At 74.4% G+C, this 18,481-nt stretch carries 16 protein-coding genes, 1 tRNA gene and 3 pseudogenes; 5 read left to right on the top strand and 15 right to left on the bottom strand.

What is annotated here, in order from left to right; translation table 11 throughout:
• Window positions 1-70: 70 nt before the first annotated feature.
• Complete coding sequence (locus JKP76_RS20345; RefSeq protein WP_309232952.1) at window positions 71-289, bottom strand: PH domain-containing protein; 219 nt, start codon at window positions 287-289, stop codon at window positions 71-73.
• Window positions 290-577: 288 nt separating this feature from the next.
• Between JKP76_RS20345 and JKP76_RS04825 the strand changes: the two genes are divergently transcribed.
• Window positions 578-1,738 carry a thiolase family protein gene (locus tag JKP76_RS04825; RefSeq protein ID WP_200489780.1) on the top strand — a complete coding sequence of 387 codons (1,161 nt, stop codon included), beginning with the start codon at window positions 578-580 and terminating at the stop codon, window positions 1,736-1,738.
• 438 nt (window positions 1,739-2,176) lie between these two features.
• Here JKP76_RS04825 and crgA read toward each other — a convergent pair whose 3' ends face one another.
• The gene (gene crgA, locus JKP76_RS04820; protein WP_200489779.1) at window positions 2,177-2,452 is read right to left on the bottom strand and encodes a cell division protein CrgA; all 276 of its coding nucleotides are present in this window, start codon (window positions 2,450-2,452) and stop codon (window positions 2,177-2,179) included.
• Window positions 2,453-2,601: 149 nt separating this feature from the next.
• Between crgA and JKP76_RS04815 the strand changes: the two genes are divergently transcribed.
• Both JKP76_RS04815 and JKP76_RS04810 read left to right on the top strand, forming a co-directional pair.
• On the top strand, window positions 2,602-3,330 hold the full coding sequence (locus tag JKP76_RS04815) for a DUF881 domain-containing protein (RefSeq protein ID WP_309230041.1): 729 nt from the start codon (window positions 2,602-2,604) through the stop codon (window positions 3,328-3,330).
• A 34-nt stretch (window positions 3,331-3,364) separates the two neighbouring features.
• Window positions 3,365-4,048, top strand: coding sequence for an aminodeoxychorismate/anthranilate synthase component II (locus JKP76_RS04810; protein ID WP_309232845.1), 684 nt, complete (start codon window positions 3,365-3,367; stop codon window positions 4,046-4,048).
• A 169-nt stretch (window positions 4,049-4,217) separates the two neighbouring features.
• Here the strand turns inward: JKP76_RS04810 and pknB are convergent, their stop codons facing one another.
• The 10 genes and pseudogenes from pknB to JKP76_RS22130 form a co-directional block, all read right to left on the bottom strand.
• Window positions 4,218-6,185: a Stk1 family PASTA domain-containing Ser/Thr kinase gene (gene pknB, locus JKP76_RS04805; RefSeq protein WP_200489776.1), complete on the bottom strand. Its 1,968-nt coding sequence runs from the start codon at window positions 6,183-6,185 to the stop codon at window positions 4,218-4,220.
• Between the two features lie 148 nt (window positions 6,186-6,333).
• Window positions 6,334-7,047, bottom strand: coding sequence for a PASTA domain-containing protein (locus JKP76_RS23265; protein WP_309232977.1), 714 nt, complete (start codon window positions 7,045-7,047; stop codon window positions 6,334-6,336).
• Window positions 7,048-7,359: 312 nt separating this feature from the next.
• Window positions 7,360-7,482, bottom strand: a pseudogene (locus JKP76_RS23260) (hypothetical protein); the annotation flags it as partial.
• Between the two features lie 82 nt (window positions 7,483-7,564).
• Window positions 7,565-8,014 (bottom strand): annotated as a pseudogene (locus JKP76_RS22140) (serine/threonine-protein kinase); the annotation flags it as partial.
• A gap of 65 nt (window positions 8,015-8,079) precedes the next feature.
• Window positions 8,080-9,522 carry a penicillin-binding protein 2 gene (locus tag JKP76_RS04795; protein WP_200489775.1) on the bottom strand — a complete coding sequence of 481 codons (1,443 nt, stop codon included), beginning with the start codon at window positions 9,520-9,522 and terminating at the stop codon, window positions 8,080-8,082.
• Window positions 9,519-10,916 (bottom strand): FtsW/RodA/SpoVE family cell cycle protein, encoded by a 1,398-nt coding sequence (locus tag JKP76_RS04790; RefSeq protein WP_200489774.1) that lies wholly within the window; start codon window positions 10,914-10,916, stop codon window positions 9,519-9,521. Before JKP76_RS04790 ends, JKP76_RS04795 begins: the two co-directional genes overlap by 4 nt.
• On the bottom strand, window positions 10,916-12,373 hold the full coding sequence (locus JKP76_RS04785) for a PP2C family serine/threonine-protein phosphatase (RefSeq protein WP_200489773.1): 1,458 nt from the start codon (window positions 12,371-12,373) through the stop codon (window positions 10,916-10,918). The genes JKP76_RS04790 and JKP76_RS04785 overlap by 1 nt, the downstream gene beginning before the upstream one ends.
• Window positions 12,370-12,831, bottom strand: a complete 462-nt coding sequence (locus JKP76_RS04780; protein WP_200489772.1) for an FHA domain-containing protein — start codon at window positions 12,829-12,831, stop codon at window positions 12,370-12,372. The genes JKP76_RS04785 and JKP76_RS04780 overlap by 4 nt, the downstream gene beginning before the upstream one ends.
• A 76-nt stretch (window positions 12,832-12,907) precedes the next feature.
• Window positions 12,908-13,471 (bottom strand): FHA domain-containing protein, encoded by a 564-nt coding sequence (locus JKP76_RS22135; protein WP_255522507.1) that lies wholly within the window; start codon window positions 13,469-13,471, stop codon window positions 12,908-12,910.
• 82 nt (window positions 13,472-13,553) lie between these two features.
• Window positions 13,554-13,682 (bottom strand): annotated as a pseudogene (locus tag JKP76_RS22130) (FhaA domain-containing protein); the annotation flags it as partial.
• 212 nt (window positions 13,683-13,894) lie between these two features.
• Here JKP76_RS22130 and JKP76_RS04770 point away from each other — a divergent pair.
• Window positions 13,895-13,980 (top strand) — tRNA-Leu (locus tag JKP76_RS04770).
• Between the two features lie 124 nt (window positions 13,981-14,104).
• Here JKP76_RS04770 and JKP76_RS04765 read toward each other — a convergent pair.
• The 3 genes from JKP76_RS04765 to JKP76_RS04755 all read right to left on the bottom strand — a co-directional run bounded on the left by JKP76_RS04765 (window position 14,105) and on the right by JKP76_RS04755 (window position 17,906).
• Window positions 14,105-16,096, bottom strand: coding sequence for an acetoacetate--CoA ligase (locus tag JKP76_RS04765; RefSeq protein WP_200489771.1), 1,992 nt, complete (start codon window positions 16,094-16,096; stop codon window positions 14,105-14,107).
• Window positions 16,097-16,183: 87 nt separating this feature from the next.
• The gene (locus JKP76_RS04760; RefSeq protein WP_200489770.1) at window positions 16,184-16,627 is read right to left on the bottom strand and encodes a DUF1707 domain-containing protein; all 444 of its coding nucleotides are present in this window, start codon (window positions 16,625-16,627) and stop codon (window positions 16,184-16,186) included.
• A gap of 91 nt (window positions 16,628-16,718) precedes the next feature.
• Window positions 16,719-17,906, bottom strand: a complete 1,188-nt coding sequence (locus JKP76_RS04755; protein WP_200489769.1) for an acyl-CoA dehydrogenase family protein — start codon at window positions 17,904-17,906, stop codon at window positions 16,719-16,721.
• A 72-nt stretch (window positions 17,907-17,978) separates the two neighbouring features.
• Between JKP76_RS04755 and JKP76_RS04750 the strand changes: the two genes are divergently transcribed.
• Window positions 17,979-18,437, top strand: coding sequence for a GNAT family N-acetyltransferase (locus tag JKP76_RS04750; RefSeq protein ID WP_200489768.1), 459 nt, complete (start codon window positions 17,979-17,981; stop codon window positions 18,435-18,437).
• Window positions 18,438-18,481 lie beyond the last annotated feature (44 nt).

The following is an 18,481-nucleotide window of genomic DNA, read 5'->3' as shown; positions in this document are numbered from 1 at the left end:
GGGTGGCGCTGCTCGCGGCGGTGCTGCTCGTGGTGTCGCTGACCGTGCCGACCCTGACGGTGCTGAACTTCTAGCGGCTGGGGTCCAGCTCGTGCAGCCGCGCGGCGACCGCGGCCGGGTCGGCGCCCAGGTCGCGCCGGCCCAGCACGACGAGGACGCCGTCGTCGTCCGGGCCCGAGGCGGTGTCCAGCTCGAGGGTGACCGTCCGCAGCCCCAGGCGGCGCGTCTCCCGCACCCGCACGCGCAGCCGGCCCCACGGCAGGTGCAGGCGGCCGGAGAGCCGTCGCACGGCCACGCCGTCGGGCCCCGCCGCCAGCCGCGGGCGCTGCAGCAGGTCGCGGACGGCGAGCGCCAGGAGCAGGGTCGCGGCGAGGAGCAGCAGCAGCCGGCCGGGGGCGTCGCCGACGAGCAGCGCTCCGGCCGCGAGGGCCGCGCCGAGGGCCGCGGCGGTCACCGTCTCTACCGTCCGGGTGGTCCAGGTCACGAGGGGACCTTGCCAGGAGAGGCCCACGTCATACGATGACGGTCAGGGCCGACCGTTCGGGCGCGCCCGAATCGTCGTCTGAGGAGTAGGTCCATGCGGGATGCCGTCATCTGTGCCGCCGTTCGCACGCCGGTGGGCAAGCGGGGCGGAGGGCTGTCCGGGGTGCACGCCGTCGACCTGTCGGCCCACGTGCTGGAGTCCCTCGTCGAGCGCGCCGGCATCGACCCGGCCGTCATCGAGGACGTCATCTGGGGCTGCGTGAGCCAGGTCGGCGAGCAGACCTTCAACATCGCCCGCAGCGCGGCGCTGGCCGCCGGCTGGCCCGAGGCCGTCCCCGGCACCACCGTCGACCGCCAGTGCGGCTCGTCGCAGCAGGCCGTCGCCTTCGGCGCCGCCACGGTCATCAGCGGCCAGGCCGACGTCGTCGTCGCCGGTGGCGTGGAGATGATGAGCCGCGTCCCCATGGGCTCGGCCAGCAACCCGGCCACCGGGGCCGGCCGCCCGATGGGCCCGAAGTTCATGGAGCGCTACGCCGGCCAGCCGATCAACCAGGGCATCGGCGCCGAGATGATCGCCGAGCGCTGGGGCTTCTCCCGCACGCAGCTCGACGAGTTCTCCCTGGCCTCGCACGAGAAGGCCGCCAAGGCCCAGGCCGACGGCGCCTTCGAGGAGGAGATCTCCCCGGTCACCACCGCCGAGGGCATCGTGAGCGCCGACGAGGGCATCCGCCCCGGCGGCACCCTGGAGAAGCTCGGCTCGCTGAAGACCCCGTTCAAGGAGGACGGCGTCATCAGCGCGGGCAACGCCAGCCAGATCTCCGACGGTTCGGCCGCCCTGCTGATCACCACCAGCGAGAAGGCCCGCGAGCTGGGCCTCACCCCGCTGGTGCGCATCCACACCACGGTCATGGCCGGCGACGACCCGGTCATCATGCTGACCGCCCCGATCCCGGCCACCAAGAAGGTCCTGGACCGCTCGGGCCTGTCGATCGACGACATCGGCGTCTACGAGGTCAACGAGGCGTTCGCGCCCGTGCCGATGGCCTGGGCCGTCGAGACCGGAGCCGACACGAGCCGGCTCAACCCGATGGGCGGCGCGATCGCCCTGGGCCACCCCCTCGGTGGCTCCGGCGCCCGGCTGATGACCACGCTCATCCACCGGATGCGCAACACCGGCAGCCGCTACGGCCTGCAGACGATGTGCGAGGGCGGCGGCATGGCCAACGCCACCATCCTCGAGCTCATCGACGCCTGATCCGCACCCCGCGGTCCTGAGGACCGCACCCGACAGCCCCCGGAGCCCCAGGCTCCGGGGGCTGTCGTCGTCCCCAGGCTGCTGTGATCGGCCGATTTTAGGGTGTCATCGCAGGTCAGAGCGGGTAGAGGGCAGCGACACCACCGCCTCGGAGCGGCGGACAAGTCGACTCGTCCACAGCTGCGTGCACAGCTGGGGACAGACTCACAGTGGTGTAGTTACGCGCATGGACGATCCGTCACACCCGTCCCACGCCGGACATCGTCGCAGGTCAGCGCGGTACGGGCCGGTCCCGTCCCTCCACATCCGGTGGACAACCCTGGGGGTGGGCCGCCATGTCGACCTGTGGACGGCGGTGATCGGCTGTGCACATGTCCCCAGGAACGACGACGGCCCCCGTCCCGGGTGGGACGAGGGCCGCCGAGGGGCCTGCCGGGGTCAGCGCCAGCGCATCGACATGATCAGCCCGGCCACCATCGCGCCGAAACCGATGGCGAAGTTCCAGGCCGACAGCGACACCATGAACGGGATCTCGTCGCCGGCGACGTAGTACACGACGATCCACAGCAGGCCGACGAGCATCAGCCCGACCATGAGCCCCACGTACCAGCGCGGGCTCGGCTGGGCGAGGCGGGCCTTCTCCGCCGAGCGCGCCTGCAGCACGCCCTCGGGCGGGGTGTAGACGGACTTCTTGCGCACCTTGGACTTGGGCACGTGCTGCTCCCTCCGGAAGGCCGGGTGCGTCCTCACCGGCCGTGTCGCCGTCCAGCCTAAGGTGTGGGAGGAGCGCGACGACGCCGCCACGGTGGCGGAGACCCTCCTCCGAGGGGCGGAGCGCGCCGGGAGCGACGCAGGAGGTGCCCGTGGCCCGTCTGTCGCCGTGGGGCGCCCTGGTGCCGGTCGTGGCCCTCGCCGCCGGCCTGCTGTTCGCCACCTCGGGCAGCACCGCCCAGGGCACCGACCTGCGCGCCGGGGAGGTCACCGAGCTCGCCGCCCTGATCCGCGAGCGGGACGACGCCATCGCCGTCCAGGAGCAGCGCCTGGCCGAGCTGCAGCGCCGCTCGGAGCGGCTCACCGAGCAGGCGGCCGCCCGCGACGGCGCCGTCGCCGACGCCCGCGCCGCCGGTGAGGCCGTGATCCCCGCGGCCGGGCTCGCCGCCGTGAGCGGCCCGGGGATGGTCGTCACGCTCGACGACGCCCCCCGGCGCGCCGACGGCACCCTCCCCGCCGGCGTCCGGCCCGACGACCTGGTCATCCACCAGTCCGACGTGCAGGCGGTCGTGAACGCCATGTGGTCCGCCGGCGCCACCGGCGTCTCGGTGATGGACCAGCGGCTGATCGCCACCAGCGCCGTCCGGTGCGTCGGCAACACCCTGCTGCTGCAGGGCCGCACCTACTCGCCGCCGTTCGTCATCAGCGCCGTCGTCGACGCTCCCGCCGTGCGCCAGCGGCTGGCCGCCTCTCCGCAGGTCAGGGTGTTCCAGGAGGCCGCGGACGCCTTCGGGCTCACCTTCGAGGTGCGCGACCGGCCCTCGGTGGAGCTGCCCGCCTACGATGGGCCCCTGGCGCTGCAGTACGCCGCCGCGGGCTGATCCAGCGCCCGACCGAGCCCACCCCGGGAGATCCGTGCCCGCCGAGAGCCGCCCCACCGGGACCGCCACCGAGCGCCCGGTCCTCGTCGTCGACAACTTCGACAGCTTCGTCTACAACCTGGTCCAGTACCTGGGGCAGCTGGGCGTGCGCTGCATCGTGCGGCGGAACGACGCCGTCACCGTGGACGAGCTGGCCGACCTCGACGTCGCCGGCGTGCTGCTCTCCCCCGGGCCCGGGACCCCTGCCGATGCCGGCGTGACCGTGCCGATGGTGCACGCCGCCGCCGAGCAGGGCGTGCCCGTGCTGGGCGTCTGCCTCGGTCACCAGGCGATCGCCGAGGCGTTCGGCGGCGACGTCGTCCGTGCGCCGGAACTGCTGCACGGCAAGACCAGCCAGGTGGTCCACGACGGCGTGGGCGTCCTCGCCGGCCTGCCCTCGCCGTTCACCGCCACCCGGTACCACTCGCTGGCCGTCGACGCCGCCACGGTGCCCGCGGAGCTCGAGGTCACCGGGTCGACGCCCTCGGGCATCGTCATGGCGCTGCGGCACCGCGAGCTGCCCATCGAGGGCGTCCAGTTCCACCCCGAGTCGGTGCTCACCGAGGGCGGTCACCGGATGCTCGCGACCTGGCTGACCACCTGCGGCCTGGCCCCGGACCCGGACGCCCTGGCCGCCGCGTCGGCCGCCGCGGACCGGTTGAACGCCGCCACCGCCTGACCCTCCCGCACCCGTTCGACGATCAGGGTCCCTGATCATCGAGCGTCCTCCCTCAGCGTGGGCGGTGAGGGAGGACGCGCCACGATCAGGTTCCCTGATCCCAGCGCGGGGGCCCGGGAACGGCGAAGGGCTCCTCCCGGCTGGGAGGAGCCCTTCGTCATCCGGTCGCTCAGTTGCCGGCGCCGCCCGTTCCGGCGCCGCCACCACCGCCGCCGCCACCGCCACCGCCACCGCCGGTGCCGGGGGCAGCGGCCTCGGCGATCAGCAGGATGATCACCGTGTCCGCCGGGACGGCGGTGCCGGGCGGCGGCTCGGTGGTCAGCACCTCACCGGCGTCCACGGACCCGTCGTTGGGGGCGGACTCGCGCTGGAAGCTGGTGAAGCCCACGGCCCGCAGGTTCGTCTCGGCCGTGGACGGCGACTGCCCCGCGACGTTGAGGACGACGATGTTCCCGCGCCCGCCGGAGACCTGCAGGACGATGCGCGTGTCCGCCGACGCCGTGCTCCCGCCGCCCGGGGTGGTGGCGACGACGGTGCCCGGGGGCTGCGGCGAGTCGACCTGCTCGGTGCTGATCTGCGCCTCGCGGAACCCGGCGTCGGTCAGCGCCTTGCGGGCGTCGGCCTCGCTGCGGCCCAGCACGTCGGGCAGGTCGAGGCTGCCGGTCGAGATGCCCAGGGTGATCGTGCCCTCGGGCGACACCGGCTGGCCCTCGTCGGGGCTCACCGAGACGACCGAGCCGGCGGTCTCGAGCGACTCCTCGTCCCGGACGTTGACGGTCCCCGTGAAGCCGCGGTCCTCGAGCGTGGCGCGTGCCCGCTCCTCGTCCAGGCCGATGAGGCTGGGCACCAGCAGGGTGTCCGGGGCGGTGCCGATGACGAGATCCACCTCGGAGCCCTCGGCGACCTGGGCGCCGCTGCCGGGGTCGCTGTCGAGCACCAGGCCGACCTGCGCCGAGTCGGTGACCTCGCGCGGGGTGCGGGTGCCGACCTCCAGGCCGGCCTCGGTGAGCGCCGCGACGGCGTCGGCCTCGGGCAGGTTCTGCAGCGGCGGGACCTGCACCTGCGCCACGGCCGGCGGCTCCGGGTCGTCGCCGCCCATCGCGAGCGCCGCGGCGATGGCGCCGCCGAGCAGCAGCACGGCCAGCGCGGAGACGACGGCGATGATGATCCGGCGCTTGCGGCGACGGGCCTGCTCGTCCTCGTCGTCCCACTCGTCGTAGCCGCCGTACCCGGCCGGGGCCGCGCCGATGATCGCGGTCTTCTCGGCGTCGCCCATGACCGGCGTCGCCTCGACCCGCTGGCCGGCCAGCGACCGGAGCAGGTCGTTGCGCATCTCGGCGGCCGACTGGTACCGGTTGGCCGGGTTCTTGCTCATCGACTTGAGCAGGATGGCGTCGAGGTCGGCGGGGATCGCCGGGTTGATCGACGACGGCAGCCGGGGGTCCTCGCGGACGTGCTGGTAGGCGACCGCCACGGGGGAGTCCCCGGTGAACGGCGGGGCGCCGGTGACCAGCTCGTAGAGCAGGCAGCCCAGCGAGTAGACGTCGGAGCGGGCGTCCACGCTCTCGCCGCGCGCCTGCTCGGGGGAGAGGTACTGGGCGGTCCCTATGACGGCGGCCGTCGAGGTCATCGTCGCCGCGGAGTCCGAGACGGCGCGGGCGATGCCGAAGTCCATCACCTTGACGGTGCCCTGGGGCGTGATCATCACGTTGCCGGGCTTCACGTCGCGGTGCACGATGCCGTTGCGGTGGCTGAAGTCCAGGGCGCCGCAGATGTCGGCGGCCAGCGTCATGGCCCGCTCGGGGTCCAGGTGCCCCTCGCGGCGGATGACGTCGCGCAGCGTCTCGCCCTCGACGTACTCCATGACGATGTACGGGGTGGCGCCCAGCGCGGTGCGGTCCTCGCCGGTGTCGTAGACCGCGACGATGGCCGGGTGGTTGAGCGAGGCCGACGCCTGCGCCTCACGGCGGAAGCGCACCTGGAACGAGGGGTCGCGGGCGAGGTCGTTGCGCAGGACCTTGACCGCCACCTCGCGGCCCAGCCGCAGGTCGCGGCCGTGGTGCACCTCGGCCATGCCGCCGCGGCCGAGCACCTCGCCGATCTCGTAGCGCTCGCCGAGCACCTGCGGCGTCGTCATCGGAGGTCCTCTCGAACGGGAGCGTGCGCCGTCCGGGGACGGTCCGAGGCACGCGGGCAACGGCCGGGGCGCGCTGCGGGCAGGATGCCGACGGCGAGCCTAGTGGCGCGGCGGCGCGATCCCGGGGAACCGGGAGGGTTCGACCAGGTCACTCCGCCACTCCCGCAGCAGCGGCACCAGGCTGGGTCCCACCGGTCCCCGGGCCCGGTGCGCCGGTGCCCCCTCCCCCGCCTCCGCCGCCGTCAGCGGGCGGGCTCGGCGGGGGCTCCTCGCCGGGCTGGCCGGGCAGGGTGGTCGTCGGGGGCGTGGTGGTCGGCGCAGTGCTCGTGGTGGGTGCCGACGACGTGGGTGCGGTGGTCGTCGTGGGCGCCGCCGTCGTGGTCGGTGCGGTGCTCGGCTCCTCCGGCTCGGGCGCCGGCGCGGGCTGCTCGCCCGGCTCGTCGTCCTCGACCGTCCAGCCGTCCTCGGCGACGCGCAGCGTCACCTCGGTCTCCGGCGGCACTGTCTGCCCGGACGGCGTGATGGCGGCGACGGCACCCTCGTCGAGCTCGAGGCCGAGCCCGGCGAGGAGCGAGTCGGGCGCGCTCTCCTGCGTCACCGTCAGGCCCAGGGCCTCCAGCTCGTCGGCGACCTCGTCGGCGTCCCGGCCCACGTAGGCCGACGCCGGGGCCAGCGCGACGCCCTCGCCGGGCTGCGCGGACCCGGTCGGGGTGCCGGTCGGTGCGGCCGAGCGGTCGCCGTCGTCACCGAGGCCCCGGGTCAGCAGCAGCCCGCCGCCGACCACGAGCAGGAGGACGACGAGCGCGGCGACGGCCCACAGCCAGCGGCGGCGGCCGCCGGCGGGCGGGGGAGCGTCGTGCACCGGCCAGTCGTCGTCGTCGTCGACCGTGCCGTGCAGCGGTGGCATGGGCGGCACCGGGCCGGTCGTGGGGGGGAGCGCGCGGGTGCCGGTCAGCGCGCCGGTCTGGGCGGCGAGCACGGTGGTCCGACCTTCTGGGAACCCGGCGTCGACGACCTGGGTCGGCGCCGTCGGCGGGTTGAACGGGACGGGCGCCGGCGTGCCGCCGGCGGCGACCCGCCGGATCGCCTCGGCGAAGGCGCCGCCGTCGGGGAACCGGTCGGCCGGGTCCTTGGCCAGCGCGCGCTCCACGAGCAGCCGCACCGCCGGCGGCACCGAGGCGGGCAGCGGCGGCGGGGGCCGGTTGATGTGCGCGAGCGCGATCGCGACCTGCGAGGTGCCGTCGAACGGCCGGCCGCCGGTCAGGCACTCGTAGGCGACGACGCCCAGCGAGTACACGTCGGAGGCCGGCGTTGACCTCCATGCCCTGCGCCTGCTCGGGGGAGAGGTACTGGGCGGTGCCCACGACCATGCCGGTGCGGGTGAGCGGGGTGGCGTCGCGGGCCTGGGCGATGCCGAAGTCGGTCAGCTTGACGACGCCGTCGGGCCGCACCATGAGGTTGCCCGGCTTGATGTCGCGGTGGACGACGCCGGCCCGGTGCGCGGCCGACAGCCCCTCGGCCGACTGCTCGAGCACGTGCAGCGTCCAGTCGACCGGCAGCTTGCCCTCGTCGTGCAGGATCTGCACCAGCGGCTGGCCCTCGACGAACTCCATGACGAGGAAGGCCAGCTTCTTGGTGCCGGTGTCGTCGACGGTCTCGCCGTAGTCGTAGACCGAGGCGATGTTCGGGTGCGACAGCGCCGCGGTGTGCCGCGCCTCGTTGCGGAAGCGGGCCAGGAAGCTCGGGTCGTCGGTGTACTCGCTCTTGAGCACCTTGGCCGCGACGGTGCGGTCGAGCACGCGGTCGCGGGCCTTCCACACCTCACCCATGCCGCCGACGGCGATCGGGGCGGTGATCTCGTAGCGGCCGGCGAGCAGGCTGCCGGTGGCCAGCGTCATCGACCCTCCTGCCCGTCGAGGTAGGCCTGGATCACCTGGCGGGCGATCGGCGCGGACGTGTCCCCGCCCGTGCCCCCACCGTTGCGCACGAACACGGCGACGGCGATCCGGGGCTCGTCGCCGGCGGTGAAACCGATGAACCAGTTGTGGTCGGGGCCCTGGTTCTCCGCCGTCCCGGTCTTCCCGGCGATCCGCACGCCGGGGATCCGGGCGCCGCGGCCCGAGCCGTTGTCGACGACGCTGAGCATCATCTCGGTGAGCTGGTCGGCGACCGCGCCCGAGACCGGCTCGGAGAGCTCCTCGGGGCCGGTCTCGTCGATGACGGTCAGGTCGGGGGCGAGCAGCTGGTCGACCAGGTAGGGCTTCATGAGCGTGCCGTCGTTGGCGACGGCGGCAGCGATCATCGCGGCCTGCATCGGGGTCATCTGCACGTCCTGCTGACCGATCGAGCTGATGCCCAGGGCGGCGTCGTTCTCGATGTCCCCGACGGTGCTCCCCTCGACGCGCAGCGGCACCTCGAAACGCTCGCCGGTCATGCCGAACGCCTCGGCCATCTCGCGGACGGCGTCCTCGCCGAGGTCGATGCCGAGCTGGGCGAAGGCGGTGTTGCAGGAGATGGTGAGCGCGTCGATGAGCGGCTGCTCGCCGCTCTCGCTGCAGGCCGAGCCGTTGTAGTTCTCCAGATCGGTGCTGGTGCCGGGCAGCCGCAGCGTCTGCGGCGCCGGGACGACGGTCTCCGGCGTGTAGCCCTGCTCCAGCGCCGCGGCCGACACGACCACCTTGAAGATCGATCCCGGGGCGTAGCGCCGGGCGATGGCCTGGTTGCCGCGCGGGTCGGGGTCCGCCGCCTCGAGCTGGGCGGCGGCGTCGCGGATCCCGGCCGGGTCGTGGCTGGACAGCAGGTTGGGGTCGAACGTGGGCGTGCTGGCCAGCCCTAGGATCGCGCCGGTCGCGGGGTCCAGCGCGACGACCGCCCCGACCTGGCCCTCGAGGCCGGCCATCGCGGCCTCCTGCACGGCCGGGTCCAGGGTCAGGACGACGTCGCCGCCCGAGGGGTCGCGGCCGGTGAACAGGTCGGAGAGGCGCCGCACGAACAGCCGGTCGTCGGTGCCGGCCAGCAGCGCGTTCTCGGCCCGCTCCATGCCGGTGGCGCCGTAGATGACCGAGTAGAAGCCGGTGACGGCGGCGTACAGCCCGCCCTGCGGGTACTGGCGCAGGTACTTGAGCCGGTCGTCGGTCGGCGTGGACATCGCGATCGGCTCGCCGTCCACGATGATCGCGCCGCGCTCCCGCGAGTACTCGTCGGCGAGCACCCGGGTGTTGCGGCCGTCCTCGCGCAGCTCCTCCGAGCGCACGACCTGGATGTAGTTGATGTTGACGATCAGCAGGGTGAACAGCACCAGCACGCTGATCGCCACCCGGCGCAGCGGGGCGTTCACGGCTGGACCACCTCGGTCGGGGCGTCGGTGAGCCGCTGGGGGGCCACGTGCGGTGCGGCCGGGCGGCGCGCGGTGTCGCTGATCCGCACCAGCAGCGCCACCAGGCCGAAGTTGGCCACCAGCGAGGAGCCGCCGTAGGCGAGGAACGGCGTCGTCAAGCCGGTGAGCGGCAGCAGGCCGGTGACCCCGCCGAGGACGACGAACAGCTGCCAGGCGACGGCGAAGGACAGGCCCGCGGCGAGCAGCTTGCCGAACGGGTCGCGGACGATCAGCGAGGTGCGCAGGCCGCGCTCGACCAGGATCAGGTAGACCATGATCACCGCGGCCAGGCCGAACAGCCCGAGCTCCTCGCCGATGGCCGAGGCGATGAAGTCGCTCTTCGCGATCGGCACCTCGTCGGGGCGCCCGCCGCCCAGCCCGGCGCCGAACAGCCCGCCGGTGCCCAGCCCGAACAGCGACTGCGCCACTTGGTATCCGGAGCCGTCGTAGTAGGCGAACGGGTCCAGCCAGGTGTCCACGCGGGCCTGCACGTGGCCGAAGGCCTTGTAGGCGATGGTGGCGCCGCCGGCGAACAGCACCAGGCCGATGACCAGCCAGCTGGCGCGCTCGGTGGCCACGTAGAGCATCACGACGAAGATGCCGAACAGCAGCAGCGAGCTGCCCAGGTCGCGCTCGAAGACCAGCACGAGGATCGACACGACCCACACGACGATGACCGGGCCGAGGTCGCGGCCGCGCGGCAGCTCCAGGCCCATCACCTTGCGGCTGGCCAGGGCCAGCACGTCGCGCTTGTCCACCAGGTAGGCGGCGAAGAAGACGACCAGGCAGATCTTGGCGAACTCACCGGGCTGGATGGAGAAGCCGGCCACCCGGATCCACAGCTTGGCGCCGTAGACCTCGGAGATCGACGACGGCAGCACGGCGGGGATGGCCAGGAGCACCAGGCCCAGCAGCATGAGGATGTAGGCGTAGCGGGCCAGCAGCCGCGGGTCGCGGACGCCGAGCAGCACGCCGACGAACAGCAGCATCCCGATCGTGGCCCACAGCAGCTGCACGGGGGCGTCCGCGCCGGCGTCGGCGTCGGCGATGTCCAGCCGGTGGATCATCACCAGGCCGAGCCCGGTGAGGACGGCGACGCAGGGCAGCAGCAGCGGGTCGGCGTAGGTCGCGAACCTGCGGACGACGAGGTGCGCGGCGGTCCACAGCGCGGTGAACCAGAGGCCGAAGGTGGCCAGCTCCGGGCGCAGCGAGCCGGTGACGGTCAGGTCGACGATGCACTGCGCGGCGAGGGTGATCGCGACGGCGAAGGCCAGCAGCAGGGCCTCGGTGCCGCGACGGGTCGGCACCGGTGTGCCGGGGGCGGCGGCCCGGGGATCGGTCGTCGGTCCGGCCATCACTTCGCCTCCCGGCAGTCCACCCCCGGCCGGGACGACGGCGTCGTCGCGGCCGACGTGCCGGCATCGGAGGTGCTCTCGGGCGCGGTGGGCTCGACGCCGGGCACCGCCGGCGCGGGCGTCTCGCCGGGCACGGGCGCGCCGTCGGTGGGCTGCGGCGCCTCGGGCTGCGGTGCCTCGGGCTGCGGTGCTCCGGTCGGGGCGGCCTCGGTCGACTCCGCGGCCTCCTCGTCCTCGGCGGTCCGGCAGGCCGGCAGCCGCTGGTCGCGGAGCGCGGCCACGATGCGGTCGGCGTCCGCGGCGTCGTCGGCGGTGATGCCGCCCTGCACGCGGTTGCGGGCGGCCGGGGTCAGGTCCGTGACCGGCAGGTCGGCGTCCCGGTCGACCCGGTAGAGGTCCAGGCCGAGCAGCGAGACGTCCAGGCCGCGGAACACCGCGACCTGCTCGGTCCCCTCCTGCTCGTCGACGCCGACGAACCAGTGCTGCAGCGCCCACACGTAGGTACCGATCGCCCCGGCGACCAGCACGGCCAGGAGGATCCCCGCCCCGAGGAGTAGTCGCAGCGGGCGGCGGCGGGCGGAGGGGCCACCGCCCGTCGGCGGTGCGGGTGGGGGCGAGGGCGGCGGTGCGGGATCGGCCAGCGCGGCCCGGCCGGCGGCCGACGTCGGGTCGACCTGGCGCTGCCCGATGTAGTCACCGGCGGCGCCGTCGACGACCGGCTCCATGAGCACGCCGCGGCCGTCGTCGTCGACGACGTCGGCGACGATCACGGTGATGTTGTCCGGCCCGCCGCTGCGCAGCGCCAGCTCGATCAGCCGGTCGGCCGTGGTCTGCGGGTCGGGGTCGGTCAGCGCCTGCGCGAGGGTCTCCTCGCTGACGACGCCGGAGAGGCCGTCGGAGCACAGCAGGTAGCGGTCACCGGCGCGCGCCTCGCGCATGGAGAGGTCGGGCTCGACCTCCTGGCCGTTGAGCGCGCGCAGCAGCAGCGAGCGCTGCGGGTGGCTGTTGGCCTCCTCGGCGGTGATCCGGCCGTCGTCGATCAGCGTCTGGACGAACGTGTCGTCGTGCGTGATCTGCGAGAACTCGCCGTCGCGCAGCAGGTAGGCGCGCGAGTCGCCCACGTGGCACAGCGCCAGCCGCCCGCCGGCGAACAGGATCGCCGTCAGCGTCGTCCCCATGCCCTCGAGCTGCGGGGAGTCGCGGATGACCTCGCGGAGGTGCTCGCTGCCGTCGAAGACGCCCTGGCGCAGCGCCTGCAGCATGTCGCCGGACGGGGTGTCGTCGTCGAGGTGCTGCAGGGCGGCGATGACCACCTTGCTGGCGACGTCGCCGGCCGCGTGCCCGCCCATGCCGTCGGCGACGGCGAGCAGCCGGGGGCCGGCGTAGACCGAGTCCTGGTTGTTGCCGCGGATCAGCCCGCGGTCGGAACGCGCCGCGTAGCGCAGGACGAGACTCATGAGCGCAGCTCCAGCGCCGTCTGGCCGATGCGGATCGGCTGGCCGGGGCTGATCAGCAGCGGGCCCTGGACCCGCTGCTGGTCGAGATAGGTGCCGTTGGTGGAGCCGAGGTCCTCGACATACCACTGGCCACCGCGGTTGGTCAGGCGGGCGTGCCGGGAGCTGGCGAAGTCGTCGGTGAGGACGAGCGTGGAGTCGTCCGCGCGGCCGATCAGGATGGGCTGCTCCCCGAGGGTGATCTTGGTGCCGGTCAGCGGGCCGGCGGTGACGACCAGCGTGCGCGGGCCCTTGCCGCCGCGCTTCCTGGCGGGGGCGGCGGCCCGGGGCGGCACGGAGGCCACCCGGCCGACGCGGCCGCCGAACAGGTCGGCGCGGACGACGCGGAACGCGGCGAAGATGAACAGCCACAGCAGCAGCAGGAAGCCGAACCGGAACGCCTGCACCACGATCTCGGCCATCAGCCGGTCACCTCGCTCGCCATCGGCGAGTCCGTGCCCGGTACCGCGGTGCTCATGCGTGACCTCGGCGACCTCGTCACGCGCCGTCCCGGCGGTACACCAGCACCGAGTGGCCGATCCGGATGACGTCACCGTCGGACAGCGGCTGGCGGGTGACCCGGCGGCCGTTGACGAGGGTGCCGTTGGTGGAGCCGAGGTCCTCGACGGTGGCGACGTCGCCGTCCAGCACGACGTCGACGTGCTTGCGGCTGACGCCGGTGTCGGGGAGGCGGATGTCGGCCTCGGTGCCGCGGCCGATGACGTTGCGCCCGGTGGACAGCTCGTGCCGGGTGCCGGGCCCGTCGACGACGAGCGCGTGCGTGACGAGCCCGCGACCCGGGCGGCCGGCGGGCGGCGCGCCGCGGCCGGTGTCGCCGACGTGGCCGCGCAGCGGCGGCAGCGGGGGCAGCGGCGGGAGCGGGGGGTGGCCGGGCGCGGGCGGGGCGGGCGACAGGCTCCCGCGGGCGTCGTGCGCAGCGGGGTCGGCGACCTCGGAGGAGACCTCGAAGACGCCGGTCGGCAGGTCGCTGTCCAGCTCGAGGTGCACCCGCACGGCGTCGAAGATCGAGTAGCCCTCGTCGTCGATGTGCTCGGAGACCATGTCGGCGAGCTCGCCGGCCAGCTAGGTCGGACCACTGCGCGAGGTGGTCGTAGTCGGTGTCGCCGAGGCGGACGACGTAGACGTTCGGGGCGAGGACGCGGCCCTCGGCGAGGACGGAGCGCTGCTCGTCGGCCTCGCGCTGCAGGGCCTTGGCGATCTCGGCCGGGTGCACCTTGCCCTTGAACAGGCGGGCGAACGCCAGGCCGACCATGCCTTCGAGCCGCCGCTCGAAGCGCTGCAGCACACCCACAGTCGCTCCCTCGCGGTCGGCCGGACATTCCTGTGCTCGCCGTGATCGTAGCCGGGCGGCGCACCCCGGACCGGCCAACGCGCGTCGCCGACACGTTTGTGGTGGCTGCCTGGGAACGACGGCCCCCCTGCCGAGGTTGCGCCCGGAGGGGCTGCTAATGTCTGCGCTCGCCAGGGCAAGTGGCGGAATGGCAGACGCGCACGGTTCAGGTCCGTGTGTCCGAAAGGACGTGGGGGTTCAACTCCCCCCTTGCCCACCAGCACGGAGGCCGGTCCCGAGAGGGGCCGGCCTTCGTCGTTCCCGGGGGGCCCCGCCGGCGACGGTGTGCGCTGCTCGGCAGTTCCCGGGCCCGGAACTGCCGCCTCGTGCACACCGTCGGGCGGTCAGGCCTCCGCGCGGCGGCGGGCGGCCAGGTCGGCGAACCAGGTGACCGCGGCCGGGTCGTCGACGGCGCCGAGGTTGCAGGCCTTCTCCACCGGCACGCCCTGGACGATCCGCTTGATCGGCACCTCGAGCTTCTTGCCGGTCGTGGTGTGCGGGATCGCCGGCACCTCGATCACCTCGTCGGGCACGTGCCGCGGCGAGGCCTGGGTGCGGACGGCGGAGCGGATCCGGTCGACCAGCTCGTCGTCCAGGACGGCGCCCTCGGCCAGCCGGACGAACAGCGGCAGCCAGTAGCCGCCGTCGGGCTGCTCGACGCCGAGCACCAGCGCCTCGGCGACCTCGGGCAGCGCCTCCACGGCCTGGTAGATGTCGGAGCTGCCCATGCGGACCCCGTGCCGGTTCAGCGTGGAGTCCGACCGGCCGTGGATGAGGCAGGTGCCGCGGCTGGTGACGGTCAGCCAGTCGCCGTGCCGCCACACGCCGGGATAGGTGTCGAAGTAGGCGTCGTGGTAGCGCTGCCCGTCGTCGTCACCCCAGATCTTCAGCGGCATCGAGGGCATCGGGGAGAGGATCACCAGCTCGCCCACCTCGTCGACCAGGGGCCGGCCCTCGTCGTCCCACGACTCGACGTGGCAGCCCAGCGCCCGCCCGGACATCTCGCCCAGGTGGACCGGCAGCCACGGCGAGCCACCCACCAGCGTCGCGGCGAAGTCGGTGCCGCCGCTGAACACCCGCAGCACGAAGTCCGGGCCCAGCTCGTCGTAGACCCAGCGGAACGAGGCCGCCGGCAGCGGCGAGCCGGTGACGCCGAGGCTGCGCAGCGCGGAGAGGTCGTGGTCGCGCCCCGGGTGCAGCCCGGCCTTCTCGCAGGCCTGGAGGTAGCCGGGGCTCACGCCCAGGCTGGTCAGCCGGTGCTCCTCGGCCAGCTGCCACAGCCGGTCGACCGACGGGTACATCGGATTGCCGTCGTAGAGCACCGCCGTGCTGCCGGTCAGCAGCCCGCTGACCATGCTGTTCCACATGATCCAGGTCGTGGAGGTGTAGGACATGCCGCGGTCGCCGGGCTGCGGGTCGTTCTGCAGCCCGCTCTGCGCCAGCGCCATGAGCAGGATCCCGCCGTGCCCGTGCACCAGGCCCTTGGGCAGCCCGGTCGTGCCCGAGGAGTAGACGACCCACAGCGGGTGGTCGAAGGGCAGCTGGGCCGGCGCGGCCTCACCGGGCTCGGTGAGCAGGTCCGCCCAGCGCGAGCCGTCGCCGTCCTCCCGCGTGCCGAGCACGGGCACGTGCACCACCTCGCGCAGCGAGGGCATCGCGGCGGCCAGGCCGTCCACCAGCTCGCGGCGGTCGTGCTCCCGCCCGCCGAAGCGGTAGCCGTCGACGGCGATCAGCAGCGCCGGCTCCAGCTGGGCGAAGCGGTCGATCGCGCTCTGCAGCCCGATCTCCGGCCCGCACGCCGACCAGATGGCGCCCACGCTGGCGGCGGCGAGGAAGGCGACGACGGCCTGCGGGATGTTGGGCAGGTAGCCGACGACGCGGTCGCCCGGGCCGATGCCGCGGCTGCGCAGCGCGGTGGCCACCGCCCCGACCTGCTCGATCAGCTCGGCCCACGTGGTCTCCGCGACCGTGCCGTCCTCGGCGACCGCCACCAGCGCGGTCTCCCCGCCGCGGCCCTCGCCGCGCCGCAGCACGTGCTCGGCGTAGTTGAGCCGGGCGCCGGGGAACCAGACGGCGCCGGGCATCGACCGGTCGGCGAGCACCGCGTCGTAGGTGGTCCCGGGCGCCACGTCGAAGAAGTCCCAGACGGCGGCCCAGTACTCCTCGAGGTTCTCCACCGACCAGCGCCACAGCGCGTCGTAGTCCTCGAACCGGACGCCGTGCTCGGCCTCGAGCCGGCGGGCGAACGCGGTCAGCCGCGAGGCCTCCTGCCGTTCCGGCGTCGGTGCCCACAGCACCTCGCCGGTGCGCTCCTGGACGGTGGGGCCATCTTCCACGCGGGTGCCTCCCGGGGTGGGGATCGGATCGGGCCGCCCCACGCTAGCGGCGGCCGGGACCCGGCTGTGACGCCGGGCACGATCCGCTCAGCGCCGCCGCCGCTCCCGCCCGTCGTCGCCCCACCCGCCGAGGGACTGCACGAGCAGCACCGCGCCCCACGGGCCGGCCACCCAGATCGGCCAGAAATAGAGGAACGAGCCGCTGGCCAGTGAGGTGATCGCCCAGATGGCCACCACGAGCGCCGTCGTGCTCGCCCACGAGCGCCAGGAGTGCGGATCGCCGGCCCAGCCGTGCACGGCGCCCCGGTCGGGCGACGGCGACGCGCTCGCGCCCGACCGGGGCGCCGGGACGGCGCCGGGCAGGTCGGTGGTCAGCTCGGCGAGCTCGCCGTAGGTCCGCGCGGCGTAGGCCCGGGCCAGCCGGTCCTCGTACTCGGCGACGGTGAGCCGGCCCGCGGCCATGTGCTCGCCCAGGGTGGCGGCGACGGCGGCGCGGTCGGCATCGGCGGCGCGCAGGTGCGGTTCGGGCATCGAGCACTCCCTGGGGCGGTGGCCTCCAGTATCGGCGCACCGTGCGGCGGCGTCGTCCACCTGCCGGTGGGTTCCACGTGGAACGACCGGCTCACCCGGCCGGCGGGACGACGGCGTTCGTGAGGTGCCGGCCGATGACCATCCGCTGGATCTGGTTGGTGCCCTCGAAGATCTGCATGACCTTCGCCTCGCGCATGTAGCGCTCGGCCGGGTGGTCGCGGGTGTAGCCGGCGCCGCCGAGCACCTGGACGGCGTCGGTGGTCACCTTCATGGCCGCGTCGGTGGCGATGAGCTTGGCGATGCTCGCCTGCCGGGAGTACGGCTTGCCGGCGTCCTTGCGCCGCGCCGCGGCCAGGTAGGTGGCCCGTGCGGACTCCACGGCGGCCGCCATGTCGGCCAGCAGGAACTGCACGCCCTGGTGCTGGGCGATCGGGCGGCCGAACGCCTCGCGCTCCACGGCGTACCGGACGGCGACGTCGAGGGCGGACTGGGCCAGCCCGACGGCGACGGCGCTGATGCCCAGGCGCCCGGAGTCCAGCGCCGCGAGGGCGATGCCCATGCCGCGGCCGCGCTCGCCGACGAGCCGGTCGGCGGGCACCGGGACGTCGTCCAGCCGGATCGCGGCGGTGGTGGAGCCGGTCAGCCCCATCTTCTGCTCGGGCGGCGCGGCGCCGAAGCCGGGCAGGTCGGGGGTCAGGTGGAAGCAGGAGATGCTCTGCCCTCGCCCGCCTCCCTCCCGCGATCCGCCGTCGTCCGGCGTGTGCAGGAACGTCGAGTAGAAGTCCGCCTGCCCGCCGTGGGTGACCCACGCCTTCTCGCCGGACGCCGTCCAGCCCTCGCCGGCCACCCGGGCGCTGGCCCGCAGCGCCGAGGCGTCCGAGCCGGCGTGCGCCTCGGAGAGGCAGTAGGCGCCGAGCAGCTGCCCGCCCACCATGTCCGGCAGCAGCTCGCGACGCTGGGCCTCGGTGCCGAAGCGGTCGATCGGGAAGCAGGACAGCGTGTGCACGCTGACGCCCAGCGCCACGCTGGCCCAGCGGGCGGCGAGCTCCTCGACGACCTGCAGGTAGACCTCGTAGGGCTGGCCCCCGCCGCCGACGTCCTCACCGAAGGGCAGCCCCATCAGGCCGGCCTCGCCCAGCAGGCGGAACACCGCGCGGGGGAACACCTCCTCGCGCTCGTGCGCCGCGGCGTGCGGCGCGAGCTCGGCGTCGGCGATCTCGCGGGTGAGGGCGATCAGGTCCTCGGCCTCGGGGGTGGGCAGGTCGCGCTCGACGGGCACGGTTCTCCTCCTGGACGGCGTGCCCGGACGGTACCTGCGGACGCGCGGCCGGGCGCTGGCCAGGATGGGCGGGTGCGCATCGAGGAGCGGCCCTGGGACGACGCCGTGGTGCAGCGGCTGGCCGGTGACCAGCAGACCGAGATCCGGGCCCGCTACGGCGGCAAGCTCGAGCCGGGGTCACCGCCGTCGTCGGCCGACGTCGCCGTCGTCCTGCTGGCCTCCGACGACGACGGGACGCCGGTGGGCTGCGGCGCGCTGCGCCCGCTCGGCGACGGCGCGGCCGAGGTCAAGCGGATGTACGTGGTGCCGACGGCGCGCGGCCGTGGCGTGGGCCGGGCGGTGCTGACCGGGCTCGAGGACGCCGCCCGGGCGCACGGCTGGGCGACGCTGCGGCTGGAGACCGGCCCGCGGCAGCCCGAGGCGGTCGCGCTCTACAGCGGCGCCGGCTACCGGCCGATCGGGGCGTTCGGGGTGTACGTCGACGACCCGGACGCCGAGCACTCGCTGTTCTTCGAGCGCACCCTGCCCTGACCGAGCCCTGCGCACTCGGGGCATTCAGGCGCCCGAAAGCCCCG

The sequence above is a fragment of the Blastococcus sp. TML/C7B genome, assembly GCF_016612845.1.
Classification (GTDB): domain Bacteria; phylum Actinomycetota; class Actinomycetes; order Mycobacteriales; family Geodermatophilaceae; genus Blastococcus.
The sequence above is the reverse complement of the archived record's forward strand: the minus strand, read 5'-3'. Positions and strand labels throughout refer to the sequence as shown.